The sequence below is a fragment of the Streptomyces sp. NPDC050439 genome (assembly GCF_040655335.1).
Taxonomy (GTDB): Bacteria; Actinomycetota; Actinomycetes; order Streptomycetales; family Streptomycetaceae; genus Streptomyces.
Genome location: NZ_JBFAJT010000001.1, coordinates 1,215,612 through 1,229,586 on the forward strand (window position 1 = coordinate 1,215,612; position 13,975 = coordinate 1,229,586).

The following is a 13,975-nucleotide window of genomic DNA, read 5'->3' on the forward strand; positions in this document are numbered from 1 at the left end:
TAGGAAAGCGCTTGCCGGGACAAGGTAGGGAGCTGCGATGAGTACGTCAACGGGTCGGGCGGTAACAGTCGAAGCGCTTCGAGGCGGCGGCCTCCAACTCCGAGATTTCGAACGAGTTTTCCTGCGCGAAACGTTGACGCGAGCCGGTTGGCGCCCTAGCTTCATCGCGTCGTACTTCGTACGTCATATATGAGACGCGATACGCGATGACTGCACGACGGCCCTGAGCGGTGACCGCACGACGGGCCGCACGACGACTGAGAGCATCGATGAACTTTGCGCCCCACCCCATCCCCTCGCGCACGCAGTACGTGCTCGAGGCGGTCAAGCACCGCATCCTCACCGGGCAGTTGGCGCCCGGCCAGCCCCTCGTCGAGACCGAGCTCGCCGCCCAGTTCGCCGTCTCCAAGACGCCTGTCCGGGAAGCGCTGAAGACGCTCGCCGGGACCGGTCTCGTCGTCATGAGCCAGTACAAGGGAGCCACCGTGCGCACGGTCGACGCGGCCATGGCGCAGGAGGTCTACGACGTACGCCTGCTCCTCGAACCGGAGGCCCTGCGGCGCACCGTCCGCAGCGGCGCCCTCCTGGAGGAGGCGCGCGACGCCCTGGAGCGTGCGGACTCGGCCGCCGACGCGGCCGAACGCTCGCTGGCCAACCGGGAGTTCCACCGCGCTCTCTACGTCCCGTGCGGCAACCCACTGCTCTCCCGGATGCTCGACGAGGTGCGCGACCAGGCGGCCCTGGTCTCCGCCGTCGCCTGGGCGACGCTGCCCTCCTGGGAGCGGGAGGCGGCCGAGCACCGGGAGATCCTGCGGCTCGCGCTCGCGGGCGAGGCCGACGCGGCGGCACGCGGACTCCATGACCACATCGCCTCGTTCGTGCAGCGGGCGTTCCCGGAAGGGGAGCTTTCATGACCGGCCCGATCCTCGACTCCCGCTTCGGTGCACTGCGTTCGGCGCTCGCCGATGTGGTCGCGATCCCGGTGACACCGTTCGCCGAGGACGGATCGGTGGAGCAGGACACCTACCGCGCCCTGGTCAGGCGGCTCACCGACGGGGGCGTGCGCACACTCACCCCGAACGGGAACACCGGCGAGTTCTACGCGCTCGACCCCGAAGAGCGGCGCCTGGTCACCGAGTTGACCATGGAGGAGGCAAGCCGCAGCGGCGCCTTCGTGCTCGTCGGTGTCGGCCACGATCTGCCGACGGCGATCTCCGCGGCCCGGCATGCGCGGGACGCCGGCGCACACATGGTGATGGTCCATCAGCCCGTGCATCCGTACGTGTCGCAGGACGGCTGGGTCGACTACCACCGTGCCGTCGCCGACGCCGTGCCCGAGCTGGGTGTCGTCCCGTACATCCGCAATCCGCGCCTCACCGGCGAACGTCTGGCGGATCTCCGCGAGTTGTGCCCCAACGTGATCGGAGCGAAGTACGCGACCCCGGACGCCGCCGCCTTCGCCGCGTTCGCCCGGGACGCGGGGCTCGACCGCTTCGTGTGGGTGGCGGGGCTCGCCGAGCTGTACGCGCCCGCCTACTGGGCCGTCGGTGCCACCGGCTTCACCTCGGGCCTGGTCAACGTCGCGCCCGAGGTGAGCTTGAGCATGCTGCGGGCGCTGCGGGCCGGCGACTATCCGGCGGCCATGGACGTCTGGGAGCGGATCCGCCGCTTCGAGGAACTGCGCGCCGCCGACCAGTCAGCGGACAACGTCACGGTCGTCAAGGAAGCCCTGGCGGCGCTCGGTCTGTGCCGCCGCGAGGTGCGCCCGCCGAGCCGGGTGCTGCCCGAGGAGCGGCGTGACGAGATAGCGGCCCTGGTGAAGGCGTGGTCGGCATGAGGCCCGACGAGCTGCGCAGCCACCAGTGGTACGGCACGGACGGCCTGCGGTCCTTCAGTCACCGGGCGCGCACCCGGCAGCTCGGGTATCTGCCCGAGGAGCATCTGGGCAAGCCCGTCATCGCGATCCTGAACACCTGGTCCGACATCAACCCCTGCCACGTCCACCTGCGCGACCGCGCCCAGGCGGTCAAGCGCGGCGTGTGGCAGGCGGGCGGCTTCCCCCTGGAGTTCCCCGTCTCCACGCTCTCGGAGACGTTCCAGAAGCCGACGCCGATGCTCTACCGGAATCTCCTCGCCATGGAGACGGAGGAGCTGCTCCGGTCCTATCCGGTGGACGGCGCCGTGCTGATGGGGGGCTGCGACAAGACGACGCCCGCCCTGCTCATGGGCGCCGCGAGCGTCGACCTGCCGACGGTCTTCGTGCCCGCGGGGCCCATGCTCCCCGGCCACTGGCGCAACGAGGTGCTCGGTTCCGGCACCGACATGTGGAAGTACTGGGACGACAAGCGCGCCGGCCTCATCGGCGACTGCGAACTGGCCGAGCTGGAGAACGGCCTCGCCCGCTCCCCCGGGCACTGCATGACCATGGGCACCGCCTCCACGCTTACCGCGGCGGCCGAGGCCCTCGGCGTGACGATGCCCGGCGCCTCCGCCATCCCCGCGGTGGACTCCGGGCACGACCGGATGGCGGCCGCGTCCGGCCTGCGGATCGTCGAACTCGTGCGCAAGGACCTGAAGTTGTCGCGGTTCCTCACCGCTGACGCCTACGAGGACGCGGTCGCCACCGTGCTCGCGCTCGGCGGTTCCACCAACGCGGTGATCCACCTGATCGCCATGGCGGGCCGCAGCGGCGTACGGCTCACGCTCGACGACTTCGACCGGATCGCGCGGACCGTGCCGGTGCTCGCCAACCTGCGCCCCGGCGGGCAGTACCTCATGGAGGACTTCCACTTCGCGGGCGGACTCCCGGCGTTCCTCGCCCAGTTGACCGACGTACTGCACCTTGACCGGCCGACCGTCGCCCATGACAGCCTGCGCGAACAGCTCGCGGGGGCCGTCGTGCACAACCCCGAGGTCATCCGGCCCCGCACGAAGCCCCTGGCCGACGAGGGCGGCGTGGCGGTGCTGCGCGGCAACCTCTGCCCGGACGGCGCCGTCATCAAGCACATCGCCGCCGAGCCGCGCCTGCTGCGCCACACCGGCCCGGCCGTCGTCTTCGACGACTACCGGCAGATGCAGCGCACCATCAACGACCCGGAGCTCGGCATCACCGCCGATCACGTCCTCGTGCTGCGGGGTTCGGGCCCCAGGGGCGGCCCCGGGATGCCCGAGTACGGCATGCTCCCGATCCCCGACCATCTGCTCAAGCAGGGGGTGCGCGACATGGTGCGGATCTCCGACGCGCGGATGAGCGGCACGTCGTACGGCGCGTGTGTGCTGCACATCGCGCCCGAGTCGCACGTGGGCGGGCCGCTCGCCCTGGTGAACACGGGCGACCTGATCACCCTGGACGTCGAGGCGCGCTCCCTCAGCCTCGACGTGTCCGACGAGGAGCTGGCCCGGCGACGGGCCGCGTGGACACCGCCGCCCGCCCGCTTCGGACGCGGCTACGGCGCGCTCTACGACGAGCAGATCACCCAGGCCGACACCGGCTGCGACTTCGCGTTCCTGGCCCGCGACGGCGAGGTCCCCGACCCGTACGTGGGCTGAACGCCGCCTCTGTCCCCAGCTCTCTATTTGTACGAGATATCGAACGACGTCTGCGAAGCGCTTCATCTCGCGGACCGTGTGCCGCCCCTGAGAACGGAGAAGCAGACATGGCCTCAGCTGTGGCGAAAGCGCCACCGCAGCCACCGCCCCGGCGCCGCGTGCCGGGTGCGCACCGGCGCCGAACGGGAGCGACCCCGCGCAGGCTCCCGTATCTGCTGATCGCGCCGGCCGGACTCCTGATGGTGGGTTTCATCGCCTATCCCGTCATCAGCGTCTTCTACTACAGCCTGCGCCACCACAACCCGACCAAGCCCTGGCGTGACGGCTTCGCGGGCTTCGACAACTTCGTCACCGCGTTCACCGAGGACCCGCAGTTCTGGCAGACGCTCGGCTTCAGCCTCCAGTGGGTCGTCGTCGAGGTCGTCCTGCAGTTGCTGCTCGGCCTCGGGCTCGCGCTGATCGTGAACCAGACGTTCATCGGCCGCGCGATGGCCCGCGCCATGGTCTTCTCGCCGTGGGCCGTCTCCGGCGTGCTCACCTCGACGATCTGGCTGCTGATCTTCAACTCGCAGACAGGAATCACCCGTTACCTCGCGGACATGGGCATCGGCTCGTACGGGACGTCCTGGCTCTCGGACACCAGCACCGTCTTCCCCGCCGTCGTCGTCGCCGAACTCTGGCGCGGCGTCCCCTTCTTCGCCATCCTCATCCTGGCCGACCTGCAGTCCGTCTCGAAGGACCTGTACGAGGCGGCGGAGGTCGACGGCGCGAGCCGCTTCCGGCAGTTCATGCACATCACGCTGCCGCACCTGAAGGACGCGATCATCCTCTCCACGCTGCTTCGCGCGGTCTGGGAGTTCAACAACGTCGACCTGCTCTACACCCTCACCGGCGGCGGACCCGCGGGCGAGACGACGACCCTGCCGCTGCGCATCGCCTCCATCGCCGTCGACTCGCACGACTTCGGTTACGCCTCCGCGCTGACCTCCATCGCGTTCGTGATCCTTCTCTTCTGCTCGATGGTCTATCTGCGGCTGAGCAAGTTCGGAGGTCAGGACAAGTGACCACCACTCAGCACCTGGACAGGGACAGCGCCATGGCGGACATCACCGCGACCGCCGAGCCCCGCCGCGGCGGCCCCCGCACACCGAAGCGGCGCCCCTGGGACGAGGCCCCCCGCTGGCAGATCTACCTCCCGCTCGGCCTCTACCTCCTCTTCACCCTCATCCCGTTCTACTGGATGCTGCTCTTCGCGATCCGCCCGGCGGGCTCGACGTCGCTGCTCCCCTGGCCGATCACCTTCGAGCACTTCGACAAGGTGTGGACCGAGCGCAGCTTCGGCCTCTTCTTCCAGAACAGCCTCATCGTCGGCGTCCTCTCGATGGTGATGACCACGGTCGTCGCCCTGGCCGGCGGCTACGCCCTGGCCCGCTTCGACTTCAAGATCAAGCGCGGCTTCATGCTGGCGCTTCTGTGCTCGCAGTTCATCCCGGGCGCGCTGATGCTGGTGCCGCTCTTCCAGATCTTCGCCAACCTGCAGATGATCAACTCGCTCGGCAGCGTCATCATCGCCGAGGCCGTCTTCCAGCTGCCGCTCTCGATGATCCTGATCAGCGGGTTCATCAAGAACGTGCCGTACTCCCTGGAGGAGGCCGCCTGGGTCGACGGCTGCGGACGCTTCCGCGCCTTCTGCGCCGTCGTCCTGCCGCTGCTGCGGCCCGGCCTGATCGCCGTCGGCTCCTTCGCCTTCGTGCACAGCTGGAACCACTTCCTGTTCGCCCTGATGTTCCTGTCCAACCAGGACAAGCAGACGATCCCGGTCGGCCTCGCCACGCTGATGGGCGCCGACAGCGTCGACCTCGGCGCGCTCGCGGCCGGCGGCGTCATCGCGGCCCTGCCCGTCGTGATCGTCTTCGCCTTCATCCAGAAGTGGCTGGTCACCGGGTTCAGCGCCGGGGCGGTGAAGGGATGAGCCCTGGCCCAGGCCCGAAGGCGCCCCGCACCCCGCTGCCGCTGGTCCTCGCCGGAGCGCGTGGGCACGGCAGATGGCACCTGGAGAACATCCGGCGCCTTCAACAGGCGGGTCTGGTACGCCTCGTGGGGATCTGCGAGCTCGCACCGCTGACCGGTGCCGAACTCGACGGACTCGGCGAACCCGCGCAGTCCGCGGACTTCGCGGGACTGCTCGACGCCACCAAGGCCGCCGTCGCCGTCATCTGCACGCCCATCCCCACCCACGCCGACCTGGCCGTGGCCGCCGCCGAGCGTGGCGTGCACCTGCTCCTGGAGAAGCCGCCCGCCCCTTCGTACGCCGCGTTCCGGCGGATCACCGACGCGGTGGCCGCCGGGGGCGTGGTCTGCCAGGTCGGGTTCCAGTCGCTCGGCTCGCACGCCGTGCCCGCCATCCGCGCCCTGGTCGCCGAAGGCGCGGTCGGGGAGCCGATGGGCGTCGGCGCGGCGGGGGCCTGGGCCCGCGACGAGGCGTACTACCGGCGCGCGGCCTGGGCGGGGCGGCGCCGCCTGGACGGTGTGGACGTCGTGGACGGGGTCCTGACCAACCCCCTCGCCCACGCCGTCGCCACCGCCCTGGCGGTGGACGGGTCCACGCGGGCCGAGGACATCGCGCGGGTGGACACGGAGCTGTTCCGCGCCAACGCCATCGAGTCGGACGACACCTCGTTCGTGGGGATCAGCACCGCGCGCGGCGGCCGCATCGGTGTCGCCGCGACCCTCTGCGCCGAGCGACCCGACGAGCCGTACGTCATCGTCCACGGCACCCGGGGCCGCATCACGTTCTGGTACAAGCAGGACCGGGTGCTCGTGCAGCGCGCCGGGCACGGGCCCGAGGAGGTCCTTCACGGGCGGACGGACCTCCTCGAAAACCTTGTCGATCACCTCGCGGGCCGTGCCGAACTGCTGGTTCCGCCGGCGTCGACGGGCGCCTTCATGAAGGTCGTCGAGGCGGTCCGCACGGCGCCCGACCCACTCCCCCTGCCGGTCGAGGCCTGGCGCTCGGTGCCCGGCGAGCACGAAGGGGTGCGGCGCCGGGTCGTGCACGGCATCGACGGGCTCGTCGCGGCGAGCGCCGACACGCTGTGCGGCTTCGCGGAGCTCGGCACGTTCTGGGCGCTGCCCGGCAGCCCGCCCGCCCCTGAGCCCTCCACCTCCAAGTCCCCCACGTCCCCGTCACCCACCGCCGAAACCCCACCGAGGTGAGTACGCCATGAACAGAACCGCGACCGACACCGCGCTCATGCTGCGCTGCTCGGGCCGCCCCGTCGGCCGCTACGTCATCCACCCCTCGGCCGGCCCACGCCTTGCGCCCCGCCCCTACCTCCACCCCGTCCGCACCTTCGGCGGCCTCCCCGTCACCGAGTACGGCCCGGCCGACCACCCGCACCACCTCGGCGTGGGCGTCGCCGTGCCCGACGCGGCGGGCCGCAACTTCTGGGGCGGGCGCACCTACGTCCGCGACCAGGGGCCCACCGAGCTCGACAACCACGGTGAACAGCGCCATCTGGAGTTCAAGCTGCGCGACCCCGACGGGTTCGTCGAGGAGATCGGCTGGCTCGACGGCGAGTGCGAGCTGCTGCGCGAGCGGCGCACGGTCGCCGTCACACCCCTCACCCCGTCCGCCTGGGCCCTCGACTTCACGTTCTCCCTCACCAACCCGGCCGCAGCGGAGATCTCGATCGGCAGTCCCGCCACCAACGGCCGCTCCGGCGCCGCCTATGGAGGCTTCTTCTGGCGCGCCCCCAAGGAGACACGGCCCCCCGAGGTGTTCACCGCGGACGCCGACGGCGAGGCCGCCGCGCACGGAGCGACGGCCGACTGGGTGGCCCTCTCCGGTCAGGGCTGGACGCTCGTCTTCGCCGGGGCCACGCCCGAGACGCGGCGTGACCCGTGGTTCGTGCGGACCACGGAGTATCCCGGCGTCGGCTCCTCGCTCGCGCACTCACGCCGCCTGCCGATCGGCCCCGGCGAGACCGTCGTACGCCGTGTCATCACCGTCGTCTCCGACGGCCGCCCGAGCCGGACCGAGGCCGCGGGGCTCGTCCGCAAGGCGGTGACCGCGTGAACGCCCCCCGGATGAGCGGCCCCTACGAACCCGGTGGTCTCACCGGCCGCACCGGTGACCTCGGCGACGGGACCTACCGCAATCCCGTCCTCGCCGCCGACTGGTCCGACCCCGACGTCGTCCGGGTCGGCGACGACTTCTACCTCACCGCGTCCAGCTTCGGGCGCGCCCCGGGGCTGCCGCTCCTGCACTCCCGCGACCTGGTGAACTGGACCCTGATCGGGCACGCCCTCGAGCGCCTCGAACCCGCGGAGTCGTTCGCCGCGCCACGGCACGACTGCGGGGTGTGGGCGCCGTCGATCCGGCACCACGAGGGACGGTTCTGGATCTTCTGGGGCGACCCGGACCACGGCATCTTCCAGGTCAACTCCCCCGACATCCGCGGGCCTTGGAGCGCGCCGCACCTCGTGAAGGCGGGCAAGGGCCTCATCGACGCCTGCCCGCTGTGGGACGAGGAGCGCGGCGAGGCCTATCTCGTGCACGCCTGGGCCAGGTCGCGCTCCGGGATCAAGAACCGGCTCACCGGTCACCGCATGAGCCCTGACGGCCGTGAACTCCTGGACGAGGGGCGGGTGTTGATCGACGCCGACCAACTGCCCGGCTGGTTCACGCTGGAGGGCCCCAAGCTGTACCGCCACGACGGCTGGTTCTGGATCCTCGCCCCCGCCGGCGGGGTCGAGACCGGCTGGCAGGGCGCCTTCCGCTCCCGCACCTTCCACGGCCCCTACGAGGAGCGGATCGTCCTGGAGCAGGGCGACACCGACGTCAACGGACCGCACCAGGGCGGCTGGGTACGCACCCCCTCCGGCGACGACTGGTTCCTGCACTTCCAGCAGCGCGGCGCGTACGGCAGGGTCGTCCACCTCCAGCCGATGCGCTGGGACACCGACGGCTGGCCGGTGATCGGGGACGGCGGCGCCCCCGTCGCCGTACACAAGAAGCCCGCCCTGCCCCCGCAGCCCGTGTCCGCGCCCGCCACCGACGACGACTTCCCCGGCGGACGGCACGGCCGCCAGTGGCAGTGGTCCGCCAACCCCGCCGAGGGGTGGGCGACTTCGCACGGGTCGGACGGACTGCGGCTGACCTGCGTCAGGTCCGCCGAAGTCCACGACCTGCGCCGCCTGCCGCATGTCCTGACCCAGCGCCTTCCCCTCACGCCGTGCACCGTCGAGGTCGGGCTCCGGCTCGACGGCTCCGCGGACGGCGCCAGGGCCGGGCTCGCCGTGCTCGGCGACGCTTTCGCCTGGATCGGCCTTGAGCGCGGCGAGGACGGCACGGTCCGCCTCGTGCACCGGTTCGCGGAACCGGTCGCGGAACGTGAGCGCGACGCCGGACACCCGCGCCTCGCCGCCGACGGCACCGCGCGGCTGCGGATCGACGTCGCGGAGGGCGCCCGCTGCCGCTTCTCCGCCGACACCGGCGACGGCTTCCGCCCCTCGGGCCAGGTCTTCGCCGCGACGCCATGGCGATGGGTGGGCGCACTGCTCGGCCTGTTCGCCGCGGCGCCCACAGGACGGAACGGGGTCGGGACAGCCCTGTTCACGCACTTCCGGATCACCACGCACTGAGTCCGGACCGCACCCCCTGACCCCACATCACCTCGCACCACCCGTAATCCGACGAAGAGAGCCGACCATGAACCTCACCATCCGCAAGAACAGAAGCGGACTCGGAAACAGAAGCAGAAGCCGTCGCGCGGTGGCAGCCGTCGCCTTCACCGCCGCGTTCGCGCTGACCGCCACCGCCTGCGGCGACGACGGCAGCGGGGCGGGCGGAGACAAGGGCAAGGAGGGCTCGGGCAAGGGCGAGATCACCTTCTGGGACAACAACGGCGGTGTCCGCACCGACGTCTGGAAGGAGATCATCAAGGACTTCGAGGCGAAGAACCCGGACATCCACGTCAAGTACGTTCCGATCCCCGCCGAGAGCGTCCAGTCCAAGTACGACACCGCGATCCAGGGCGGCGGCCTGCCCGACGTCGGCGGCGTCGGTGCCGCGATGCTCGCCGGGATCTCCGCGCAGAACGCCCTGGAGCCGCTGGACGACCGGCTCAACGGCAGCTCCCTGGAAGGCAAGCTGAACCCGGGCATGGTGGACAGCGTCCGGGCGGCGGGCGGCGGCAACCGGCTCTTCACGGTGCCCACGTCGGCGAGCAACGGCGTCCTGTACTACCGCACCGACCTGTTCAAGGCCGCGGGCCTGGAGGCCCCCACCACCTGGAGCAAGTTCTACAAGGCGGCCGACAAGCTCACCGACAAGGACTCCAACAAGTTCGGATACACCATCCGCGGCGGCGAGGGTTCCATCGCGCAGGCCCTCGACGCGGCCTACGGCCAGTCCGGCATCGGATCGTTCTGGGACGGCGAGAAGACCACCGTCAACGACCCGAAGAACGTGAAGGCGCTGGAGAAGTACGTCGGGCTCTACAAGAAGAACACCCCCGAGGCCGACGTCAACAACGACTTCAAGAAGATGAACGCGCAGTGGGACACCGGCCAGATCGGCATGCTCAGCCACAACCTCGGCTCCTACACGGACCACGTGAAGGCGCTCGGTGAGGGCAAGTTCCGCGGTCTGCCCAACCCGACGACCGACGCGGGCATCCGTGTCCAGGTCTCCAACCCCGTCGACGGGCTCGGCCTGTTCAAGTCCAGCAAGAAGAAGGCCGCGGCCTGGAAGTTCATCGAGTTCGCCGCCTCGCACGAGTCCAACAGCAAGTGGAACGAGTCCGCGGGCGCCATCCCCGCCAACACCGCGGCCTCCAAAGACGCCTGGGTGAACGAGGCCGAGCCCACGAAGCTGGCCGCCGCCGCGCTCAACGACGGCTCCCTGAAGATCGTGCAGCTGCCGTACTACCTGCCCGACTGGAACACCATCAGCAAGGCCGACAACGAGCCGAACTACCAGAAGGTCCTGCTCGGCAAGATGTCCGCGAAGGACTTCCTCGACACCCTCGCCGAGCAGCTCAACAAGGCTCAGGCCGAGTGGAACGAACAGAACAAGTGACAGCGCACCCCGCGCACGGCGTCGGCCGACGCCGTGCGGTCGCGGCCCTCGCGAGCCTTCCGCTCGCGGCGGCCGCGGCCCCGGCGGCGTTCGCCCGCCCGGCGGGCACCAGGCCCACCCTCTACATCGCCGGCGACTCCACCGCCGCACAGAAGTACGCGGACGCGGCGCCCGAGACCGGCTGGGGCATGGCCCTCCCCTTCTTTCTGCGTGACCGCATGCGGATCTCCAACCACGCGATGAACGGCCGGAGTTCGAAGAGTTTCGTCGACGAGGGACGGCTCACGGTGATCCTGGAGACGATCAGACCCGGCGACCGCCTCCTGATCCAGTTCGCGCACAACGACGAGAAGAGCGCCGACCCGACCCGCTACACCGAGCCCTGGTCGACGTACCAGGACTACCTCAGGCAGTACGTCGACGGGGCGCGGTCCCGTGGCGCGCGGCCGGTGCTCGTAACCGCCGTGGAGCGCAGGAAGTTCGACGCGGACGGCACCGCTCTGCCCACGCACGGCGAGTACCCGGCGGCGATGCGCGCGCTCGCCGCGGCGGAGAACGTGCCGCTGCTCGACGTGCAGACCCAGTCCCTTGCCTTGTGGCAGAAGCTCGGCGTCGAGGCCACCAAGGCGTACTTCAACTGGACCGCCACCGAGCAGGACAACACGCACTTCAATCCGCCGGGCGCGATCGAAGTGGCCCGCCTGGTGGCGGCCGGGCTGCTGCACCACAAGGTGCTCGCGCCGCGCGACGTGCGGCGGCTGGACGCCGCGATACCCCCATCCTGGATCACCTGGCCGGAAGGACCGTGACGATGAGGACGACGAAAGCCACGCCGAGAGTGGCCGCGCGCAGATCCTTGGCGGCGCTCGCCGGATGCACCGCCCTGGTGATGGCGGTCACCAGCGCGCCGGCCTCGGCCTCCGGCTCCCACCGGCACGACGTACTGCCGCCGCGCGACGGGTGGGCGTCGGCCGACGGCGGGACCACCGGCGGTGCCGGGGCCGACGCGGCGCACACGTACACCGTCACCACCTGGGAAGAACTGCGGGCCGCGCTCGCGGACGACGCGGGCGCTCCCCGGATCATCAAGATCAAGGGCACGCTGAACGCGACGGCACAGGGCTGCGCCGCGTTCGAGGCGGACGGCTACGACTTCGACCGCTATCTCGCCGACTACGACCCCGCCGTGTGGGGACGTGACACGCCGGTCAGCGGCGTACAGGAGGACCTGCGGGCGGCGTCGGCGACGCGGCAGGCCGCGGCGATCAAGGCGTACGTACCCGCCGACACGACCATCGTGGGCGTCGGCAGGAACGCCGGGATCGTCGGCGGCAGCCTGCAGATCCAGGGCGTGGACAATGTCGTCGTCCGTAACCTCACCCTGGAGAGCCCGCTGGACTGCTTCCCGCAGTGGGACCCCACGGACGGGGACCGGGGTGCCTGGAACTCCGAGTACGACAGCATGGTCGTGTACGGCTCGACTCATGTGTGGGTGGATCACAACACGTTCACCGACGGCGAGCACCCCGACAGTTCACTGCCGTCCTACTACGGCGAGATCTATCAGCAGCACGACGGCGAGCTGGACGTCGTGCGCGGCGCGGATCTGGTCACCGCCTCCTGGAACGTGTTCGCCGACCACGACAAGACCCTGATGATCGGCAACAGTGACAGCGCGGGCGCCACCGACCGCGGCAAGCTGCGGGTCACCCTGCATCACAACGTCTTCAAGGACATCGTCGAGCGTGCGCCGCGCGTCCGCTTCGGTCAGGTCGACGCCTACAACAACCACTACGTGGTCCCGGCGAACGGCTACCAGTACTCGTTCGGGATCGGCCAGGAGTCCCGACTGGTCGCGCAGAAAAACGCGTTCACGGTGCCGCGCGGGATCAGCGCCGCGAAGATCCTGAAGAAGTGGAAAGAGGCACCGGTCACCGCCGACGCCAACTACGTCAACGGCAAGCGCGTCGATCTCATCGCCGTGCACAACGCGGAGATCCCGGAGGAGACCCTCCAGTCGGGTGCGGGCTGGACGCCGAGCCTCCGGACGCGGGTGGACGACCCGCGCAAGCTGCCGGGACTGCTCGCGCGTCACGCGGGCGCCGGCAAGCGCCACTGAGCGGGTCGACCCTCCCACCTCACTCTCCTCTCCTCTCCTCTCCTCAACTCACCTCACCTGACCGCACGGCGAAGGAGCAGCCATGCCCTCGCACCACTCCCCTGTTCGCCTCAACTCCCCTGTCGGACGGCGTACGTTGCTCGCGGCGGGCTCGGGTGCCGGGGCCGCTCTCGCCCTCGGCAGCACGCCGCCCGCCCACGCCGCCGAGCGGCGCCCCGCCCGCCGGACGCTGTACGTCGACCCGGCGGGCGGCGGCGACCACACCACGGTCCAGGCCGCGGTGGACGCCGCCTCCGGCCCCGGATGGACACTGGTCCTCGCCCCGGGCACGTACCGCGAGACCGTGACCGTCCCCGAGACGAGCGCGGGACTCACGCTCATCGGCGCGAGCGGCGACCCGCGCGACACGGTCATCGTGTACGACAACGCGGCGGGCACCCCGAAGCCCGACGGGTCCGGCACCTACGGCACCAGCGGCTCGGCCACCACGACCGTGCGGGCCGCCGGTCTCAGCGCGCACGCGATCACGTTCGCCAACGACTGGCTGCGCGCCGACCACCCCGAGTACACGGGGACGCAGGCCGTCGCCCTCAAGGTCATGGGCGACCGCTCGGCGTTCTTCCGCTGCCGGTTCCTAGGCCACCAGGACACCCTCTACGCCGACACCGTGGACCTGGGCGTCTTCGCCCGCCAGTACTTCCGCGACTGCCACGTGGAGGGCGACGTCGACTTCGTCTTCGGCCGGGCCACCGCGGTCTTCGAGCGCTGCCGCTTCCACACGCTCACCCGCAGCGACCTGACGGCAGCGCCGTACGGCTTCGTCTTCGCGCCGTCCACCGCCGTCGCCAACCCGCGCGGCTACCTGGTCACCCGCGGCCGGGTGACGAGCGGCGCCCCGGACGCGTACTACAAGCTGGCCCGCCCCTGGGTCCCCACCTCCGACACGACGGCCCGCCCCATGCTCACGGTGCGCGACACCCGCCTGGGCCCCGGCATCGACGCGACAACCCCCTACGCGAACATGCGCGAAGCCCACCCCTGGCAGTCCCAACGCTTCGCGGAGTACCACAACACGGGGCCCGGCGCGGCAGTCACCGTCCCGGACAACCGCCCCCAACTCACGCGTGCACAGGCCCGGTCCGCGACACGTTCCGCCTACCTGAGGGACTGGACACCTCGGCTCCGCTGAGAGCACCGACGGCAACGGACCACCAGTGACCGGG

General features: G+C 70.8%; 12 protein-coding genes. All 12 read left to right on the top strand.

Going from position 1 to position 13,975, the window contains the following annotated elements; genetic code table 11:
- Positions 1-269 precede the first annotated feature (269 nt).
- The 12 genes from AB0I66_RS05410 to AB0I66_RS05465 all read left to right on the top strand — a co-directional run bounded on the left by AB0I66_RS05410 (position 270) and on the right by AB0I66_RS05465 (position 13,941).
- A complete protein-coding gene (locus AB0I66_RS05410) occupies positions 270-914 on the top strand; it encodes a GntR family transcriptional regulator (RefSeq protein WP_363206348.1) in 645 nt (214 codons plus the stop codon).
- Positions 911-1,837 (top strand): dihydrodipicolinate synthase family protein, encoded by a 927-nt coding sequence (locus AB0I66_RS05415; RefSeq protein WP_363206349.1) that lies wholly within the window; start codon positions 911-913, stop codon positions 1,835-1,837. Before AB0I66_RS05410 ends, AB0I66_RS05415 begins: the two co-directional genes overlap by 4 nt.
- The gene (gene araD, locus AB0I66_RS05420) at positions 1,834-3,549 is read left to right on the top strand and encodes an L-arabinonate dehydratase (protein ID WP_363206350.1); all 1,716 of its coding nucleotides are present in this window, start codon (positions 1,834-1,836) and stop codon (positions 3,547-3,549) included. The genes AB0I66_RS05415 and araD overlap by 4 nt, the downstream gene beginning before the upstream one ends.
- Positions 3,550-3,656: 107 nt before the next feature.
- A complete protein-coding gene (locus AB0I66_RS05425) occupies positions 3,657-4,613 on the top strand; it encodes a sugar ABC transporter permease (protein ID WP_363206351.1) in 957 nt (318 codons plus the stop codon).
- Positions 4,614-4,645: 32 nt separating this feature from the next.
- On the top strand, positions 4,646-5,521 hold the full coding sequence (locus tag AB0I66_RS05430; RefSeq protein ID WP_363206694.1) for a carbohydrate ABC transporter permease: 876 nt from the start codon (positions 4,646-4,648) through the stop codon (positions 5,519-5,521).
- Positions 5,518-6,765, top strand: coding sequence for a Gfo/Idh/MocA family oxidoreductase (locus AB0I66_RS05435; protein ID WP_363206352.1), 1,248 nt, complete (start codon positions 5,518-5,520; stop codon positions 6,763-6,765). Before AB0I66_RS05430 ends, AB0I66_RS05435 begins: the two co-directional genes overlap by 4 nt.
- Positions 6,766-6,772: 7 nt before the next feature.
- Positions 6,773-7,627 (top strand): PmoA family protein, encoded by an 855-nt coding sequence (locus tag AB0I66_RS05440; RefSeq protein ID WP_363206353.1) that lies wholly within the window; start codon positions 6,773-6,775, stop codon positions 7,625-7,627.
- Between the two features lie 11 nt (positions 7,628-7,638).
- Positions 7,639-9,195 carry a family 43 glycosylhydrolase gene (locus AB0I66_RS05445; protein WP_363206695.1) on the top strand — a complete coding sequence of 519 codons (1,557 nt, stop codon included), beginning with the start codon at positions 7,639-7,641 and terminating at the stop codon, positions 9,193-9,195.
- 67 nt (positions 9,196-9,262) lie between these two features.
- The gene (locus AB0I66_RS05450; protein ID WP_363206354.1) at positions 9,263-10,633 is read left to right on the top strand and encodes a sugar ABC transporter substrate-binding protein; all 1,371 of its coding nucleotides are present in this window, start codon (positions 9,263-9,265) and stop codon (positions 10,631-10,633) included.
- Positions 10,630-11,442, top strand: a complete 813-nt coding sequence (locus tag AB0I66_RS05455) for a rhamnogalacturonan acetylesterase (RefSeq protein WP_363206355.1) — start codon at positions 10,630-10,632, stop codon at positions 11,440-11,442. The genes AB0I66_RS05450 and AB0I66_RS05455 overlap by 4 nt, the downstream gene beginning before the upstream one ends.
- Positions 11,443-11,444: 2 nt before the next feature.
- Complete coding sequence (locus tag AB0I66_RS05460; RefSeq protein WP_363206356.1) at positions 11,445-12,752, top strand: polysaccharide lyase family 1 protein; 1,308 nt, start codon at positions 11,445-11,447, stop codon at positions 12,750-12,752.
- Positions 12,753-12,834: 82 nt separating this feature from the next.
- Positions 12,835-13,941, top strand: a complete 1,107-nt coding sequence (locus AB0I66_RS05465; protein ID WP_363206357.1) for a pectinesterase family protein — start codon at positions 12,835-12,837, stop codon at positions 13,939-13,941.
- The last annotated feature ends 34 nt before the right edge of the window (positions 13,942-13,975 follow it).

What these genes read in the sequence shown, in the direction of transcription:
- AB0I66_RS05410 (WP_363206348.1), top strand. Translation starts at nt 270, where the DNA reads ATGAACTTTGCGCCCCACCCCATCCCCTCGCGCACGCAGTACGTGCTC.
- AB0I66_RS05415 (WP_363206349.1), top strand. Translation starts at nt 911, where the DNA reads ATGACCGGCCCGATCCTCGACTCCCGCTTCGGTGCACTGCGTTCGGCG.
- AB0I66_RS05440 (WP_363206353.1), top strand. Translation starts at nt 6,773, where the DNA reads ATGAACAGAACCGCGACCGACACCGCGCTCATGCTGCGCTGCTCGGGC.
- AB0I66_RS05425 (WP_363206351.1), top strand. Translation starts at nt 3,657, where the DNA reads ATGGCCTCAGCTGTGGCGAAAGCGCCACCGCAGCCACCGCCCCGGCGC.
- AB0I66_RS05435 (WP_363206352.1), top strand. Translation starts at nt 5,518, where the DNA reads ATGAGCCCTGGCCCAGGCCCGAAGGCGCCCCGCACCCCGCTGCCGCTG.
- AB0I66_RS05445 (WP_363206695.1), top strand. Translation starts at nt 7,639, where the DNA reads ATGAGCGGCCCCTACGAACCCGGTGGTCTCACCGGCCGCACCGGTGAC.
- araD (WP_363206350.1), top strand. Translation starts at nt 1,834, where the DNA reads ATGAGGCCCGACGAGCTGCGCAGCCACCAGTGGTACGGCACGGACGGC.
- AB0I66_RS05465 (WP_363206357.1), top strand. Translation starts at nt 12,835, where the DNA reads ATGCCCTCGCACCACTCCCCTGTTCGCCTCAACTCCCCTGTCGGACGG.
- AB0I66_RS05460 (WP_363206356.1), top strand. Translation starts at nt 11,445, where the DNA reads ATGAGGACGACGAAAGCCACGCCGAGAGTGGCCGCGCGCAGATCCTTG.
- AB0I66_RS05430 (WP_363206694.1), top strand. Translation starts at nt 4,646, where the DNA reads ATGGCGGACATCACCGCGACCGCCGAGCCCCGCCGCGGCGGCCCCCGC.
- AB0I66_RS05450 (WP_363206354.1), top strand. Translation starts at nt 9,263, where the DNA reads ATGAACCTCACCATCCGCAAGAACAGAAGCGGACTCGGAAACAGAAGC.